The organism is Streptomyces sparsus (assembly GCF_054776295.1).
The window spans coordinates 1-4,726 of sequence record NZ_BAAHCA010000349.1; the positions used below are offsets into that span (position 1 = coordinate 1).

Consider the following 4,726-nt stretch of genomic DNA (forward strand, 5'->3'; position numbering starts at 1 on the left):
GGGCGCGCACCGCGGGCGGCAGTGCCGGCGTGTGGGTGCCGGACCCGGCGACCTGCCGTCCGGTGGGTGAGAGCACCCACGCCCGGAGGTCGAGGTCGGTGCCGAGCAGGTCGAGCACGACGTCGGGGCCGCCGCCGGCCGGTCCGGACGTCATCATCCGCCGGTGCCGGTCCACGACGGCCGCCAGGTCACCGGCCCGCTCGCCGGAGACCTGGCGCACCACGTGCTCGGTGATGGTGGCGAAGGCGACGTCCTCGTCGACGGCGAAGAGCGGCATCCGGTGCTTGGCGCAGGCCGCCACCAGGTCGTCCGGGATCGGGCCCAGCTCGGCCTCGCCCGCGGCGAGCCCGGCGACCGACGCGGCGGCCAGCGCTCGGACGAACGGCTCCGAGTCGGCCGCCTCCCGGCGCCAGGCCAGGCCCGTCAGCACCAGTTCGCCACCGGTCAGATAGCGACTGGGATCGCGCAGGTCGGTGGTCATGACCCCCCGTACCGTGCGTTCCAGCTCGTCCTCGCCGCCGAGCAGCCGAAGGCCCAGCGATCCGGTCTCCAGCAGTGCACGCAACCGCATGTCGTCGCCCACCGTTCCCTCGTGTGTGACCGCTGTGCTGCCCGGCGGCCTCCGCGGGACGACATTTCCGCACGCTCGTCCCGCTCTTTGTCCGAATCTACAAGACCGGGCGCCCGACCAGCCAATTGCTTCATACGTTCGGTGACTGCACCGGCTGTCCGCCGACCGGTCTACTTGGGCCACACCGGATGAACAGCGCGTGAACAGGCGCCCCGGAACGTGGAGACTCGCTCCGACGGCACCACCGGCAACGCGAGCACCCCGCACGGCGCGCACCCCACAGGGACGCGAGCGTCCCCTGGAAGGCGGGCGACCCCACAGCGCGACGGACAGCATCAGCACCACCAGCACACAACACCACCCGCACCACCCGAGCCAGAAGCAGCAGAAGCAGCGACGGCGGCCCCCACCGCACCCGCGAGCGATCCGAGAAGGAACACCATGGACTTCCTGCGCCCCGCCAGCTGGGAGGAGGCGCTCGCCGCGAAGGCGGAGCACCCCACGGCTGTGCCCATCGCGGGCGGCACCGACGTCATGGTCGAACTCAACTTCGACCACCGACGCCCCGAGTACCTGCTGGACCTGAACCGCGTCGGCGAACTGCACGAGTGGGAGGTCGGCGAGGAGAACGTCCGGCTCGGCGCCGCCGTGCCCTACACGCGGATCATCGAGAACCTGCGCACCGAACTGCCCGGCCTCGCCCTGGCCGGCCACACCGTGGGCTCCCCGCAGATCCGCAACCGCGGCAGTGTGGGCGGCAACCTGGGCGCGGCGTCCCCGGCCGGTGACTCGCACCCGGCACTGCTGTCGGCCGGGACCGAGGTCGAGGTCCAGTCGGTGCGCGGCACCCGGTTCATCCCCATCGACTCCTTCTTCACCGGCGTGAAGCGCAACGCGCTGGCCGCCGACGAACTGATCCGGTGCGTGCACATCAAGAAGGCCGCCGGCCCGCAGCAGTTCTCCAAGGTCGGCACCCGCAACGCCATGGTCATCGCGGTCTGCGCGTTCGGTCTCGCCCTGCACCCGGACAGCCGAACGGTCCGCACCGGAATCGGCTCGGCCGCGCCCACCCCGGTCCGCGCCCGGGCCGCCGAGGACTTCCTCAACGCGGCACTGGCCGACGGCGGCTTCTGGGAGAGCGGCAAGACCATCACCCCGTCCGTCGCCCGGCAGTTCGCCGAACTGGCCGCCGGCGCCTGCAACCCGATCGACGACGTCCGCGGCACCGCGAAGTACCGGCGGCACGCGGTGGGCGTCATGGCCCGCCGCACTCTCGGCTGGACCTGGGACGCCTACCGCGGCGCCCGCCGCACCGAAGGAGGCGCACAGTGCGCGTGAACTTCCACGTCAACGGACGGCCGCACGAGGCCGACGACGTCTGGGAAGGCGAGAGCCTGCTCTACGTCCTGCGGGAGCGCATGGGGCTGCCCGGCTCGAAGAACGCCTGCGAGCAGGGCGAGTGCGGCGCCTGCTCCGTCCAGGTCGACGGCCGGCTCGTCGCGTCCTGCCTGGTCCCCGGCGTGACCGCGGCCGGCTCCGAGATCCGCACGGTCGAAGGGCTCGGCACCCCCGGCGCCCCCTCCGACGTGCAGCGCGCACTCGCCGAACGCGGCGGCGTGCAGTGCGGGTTCTGCATCCCCGGCATGGCGATGACCGTGCACGACCTGCTCGAGGGCAACCACGCCCCCACCGAGCTGGAGACCCGCAAGGCGCTCTGCGGCAACCTCTGCCGCTGCTCCGGCTACCGGGGCGTGCTGGAAGCGGTACGGGAGGTGGCGGCCGGACGGGCCGCCGCCCAGCGTGCCGCGGCGGAAGCAGTCGAGGCCCAGGGCGAGCCGGGTGACGCCCAGATCCCCCGGCAGCCCGGACCCGGTGACGAGGGAGGCGTGCAGTGACGTCCAGCGATGCCGTGACCGCGACCCCGACGGGGAGCACCGCGCTGCCGCCGCCGGTCTCCGCCGAGCCGCACGGCCTCGGCACCTCACTGCTGCCGGCCGACGCGCCCGCCAAGGCCCAGGGCACCTACCCCTACGCCGCCGACCTGTGGGCCGAGGGCCTGCTGTGGGCGGCCGTGCTGCGCGCCCCCCACCCGCACGCCCGCATCCTGTCGGTGGACACCTCCGAGGCCGCCGCGATGCCCGGCGTGCGGGCCGTCATCACGCACGAGGACGTGCCCGGCGACGCCAACCACGGCCGCAGCGCCGCCGACCGCCCGGCGTTCGCCCGGGAACTCGTGCGGCACTACGGCGAACCGGTCGCGGCGGTCGCCGCCGGCCACCCCGACACCGCGCGTCTCGCGGTGGCCGCGATCGCCGTCGAGTACGAGGTGCTGGAACCGGTCACCGACCCGGAGAAGTCCTTCGAAGCCGAGCCGATACACCCCGACGGCAACCTGATCCGGCACATCCCGCTGCGCTACGGAGACCCGGACGTCACCGGTGACGTCGTCGTCGAGGGCCTGTACCGGGTCGGCCGCCAGGACCCGGCGCCGATCGGCGCCGAGGCCGGCCTCGCCGTGCCCCGGCCGGACGGCGGCGTGGAGATCTACACCGCCTCCACCGACCCGCACACCGACCGCGACCTCGCGGCTGCCTGCTTCGGGCTCTGCCCCGAGCAGGTCAAGGTCGTCGTGACCGGCGTGCCCGGCGCGATGGGCGACCGGGAGGACCTGGGCATCCAGCTGCCGCTGGGACTGCTGGCGATGCGCACCGGCTGCCCGGTGAAGCTCGCCGCGAGCCGCGAGGAGTCCTTCCTCGGGCACGCCCACCGGCACCCGACGCTGCTGCGGTACCGCCACCACGCCGACAGCGAGGGCCGGCTGCTCAAGGTCGAGGCGCAGATCCTGATGGACGCCGGCGCCTACGCGGACGGCTCGGCGGAGGCACTGGCCGCCGCCGTCTCGTTCGCCGCCGGGCCCTACGTGGTGCCGCACGCGGTGGTCGACGGCTGGGCGGTGCGCACCAACAACCCGCCCGCCGGCCACGTCCGCGGCGAGGGCGCCATGCAGGTCTGTGCCGCCTACGAGGGCCAGATGGACAAACTCGCCGCGCAACTGGGCCTGGAACCGGCCGAGTTGCGGGCGCGCAACGTCATGGGGACGGGCGACCTGCTGCCCACCGGGCAGACCGTCACCTGCCCCGCGCCCGTCGCCGAGCTGCTGCGGGCGGTCCGCGAGGCCCCGCTGCCCGCGTTGCCCAGCGAACTCCCGGAGGAGGAGTGGCTGCTCCCGGGCGGCCCGGAGGGCGCCGGGGAGCCGTCCGCCGTCCGCCGCGGGGTGGGCTACGCGCTGGGCATGGTCAACGTGCTCGGCGCGGAGGGCGCCGACGAGGTCTCCACCGCCACCGTCAAGGTCGACGGACCCGTGGCCACGGTGCTGTGCGCCGCGGTCGACACCGGCCAGGGCTTCGCGACGCTCGCCCGCCAGATCGTGCAGGAGACGCTCGGCGTGGACGAGGTGCACGTGGCGCCCGTCGACACCGACCAGCCGCCCGCCGGCCCGGCCGCCCGCGGCCGGCACACCTGGGTCTCCGGCGGCGCGGTGGAGCGGGCCGCGAAGATGGTCCGCACCCAGCTCCTCCAGCCCCTGGCGGCCACGTTCGGCATGTCCGCGGAACTGCTCAGCATCGCCGACGGCAAGATCACCTCCTACGACGGCGTGCTGTCCACCACCGTCGCCGAGGCGCTGGAGGGCAAGGAGCTGTGGGCCACCGCGCAGTGCCGCCCGCACCCCACCGAACCGCTGGACGACACCGGCCAGGGTGACGCCTTCGTCGGCATGGCCTACGCGGCGGTGCGCGCGGTGGTCGACGTGGACGTGGAGCTGGGCACGGTCCGGGTGGTCGAGCTGGCGATCGCGCAGGACGTGGGCCGGGTGCTCAACCCCGAGCAGGTCAGGGCCAGGATCGAGGCCGGCCTCGTGCAGGGCATGGGCGCCGCGCTGTTCGAGCACCTGCGCGTCGCCAAGGGTGTCGTCCGGCACCCCGACCTCACCGGCTATCCGCTGCCGACCGCGCTGGACGCCCCGGCGCTGCGCCTCGTCAAGCTGGTCGAGGAGCGCGACGTGGTCGCCCCCTTCGGCGCCAAGTCGGTCAGCGCGGTACCCGTGGTCGTCACCCCGGCCGCCGTCGCCGCCGCCTTCGGGGCCGCCACCGGCCG

The 4,726-nt window shown here is 74.3% G+C and carries 4 protein-coding genes; 3 read left to right on the forward strand and 1 reads right to left on the reverse strand.

What is annotated here, in order from left to right; genetic code table 11:
* On the reverse strand, positions 1 to 571 hold a 571-nt coding region (locus tag ACYVE9_RS16070; RefSeq protein WP_461028539.1), incomplete at its 3' end, for a PucR family transcriptional regulator ligand-binding domain-containing protein.
* 441 nt (positions 572 to 1,012) lie between these two features.
* On the opposite strand from ACYVE9_RS16070, the gene ACYVE9_RS16075 reads away from it, so the two are divergent.
* The 3 genes from ACYVE9_RS16075 to ACYVE9_RS16085 form a co-directional block, all read left to right on the forward strand.
* Positions 1,013 to 1,909, forward strand: a complete 897-nt coding sequence (locus tag ACYVE9_RS16075) for an FAD binding domain-containing protein (protein WP_461028540.1) — start codon at positions 1,013 to 1,015, stop codon at positions 1,907 to 1,909.
* Entirely contained in the window at positions 1,900 to 2,466 is a 567-nt protein-coding gene (locus tag ACYVE9_RS16080) for a (2Fe-2S)-binding protein (protein ID WP_461028541.1), read from the forward strand. Before ACYVE9_RS16075 ends, ACYVE9_RS16080 begins: the two co-directional genes overlap by 10 nt.
* The coding region (locus tag ACYVE9_RS16085) for a xanthine dehydrogenase family protein molybdopterin-binding subunit (RefSeq protein WP_461028542.1) at positions 2,463 to 4,726 on the forward strand (2,264 nt) is incomplete at its 3' end. The genes ACYVE9_RS16080 and ACYVE9_RS16085, both read left to right, overlap by 4 nt.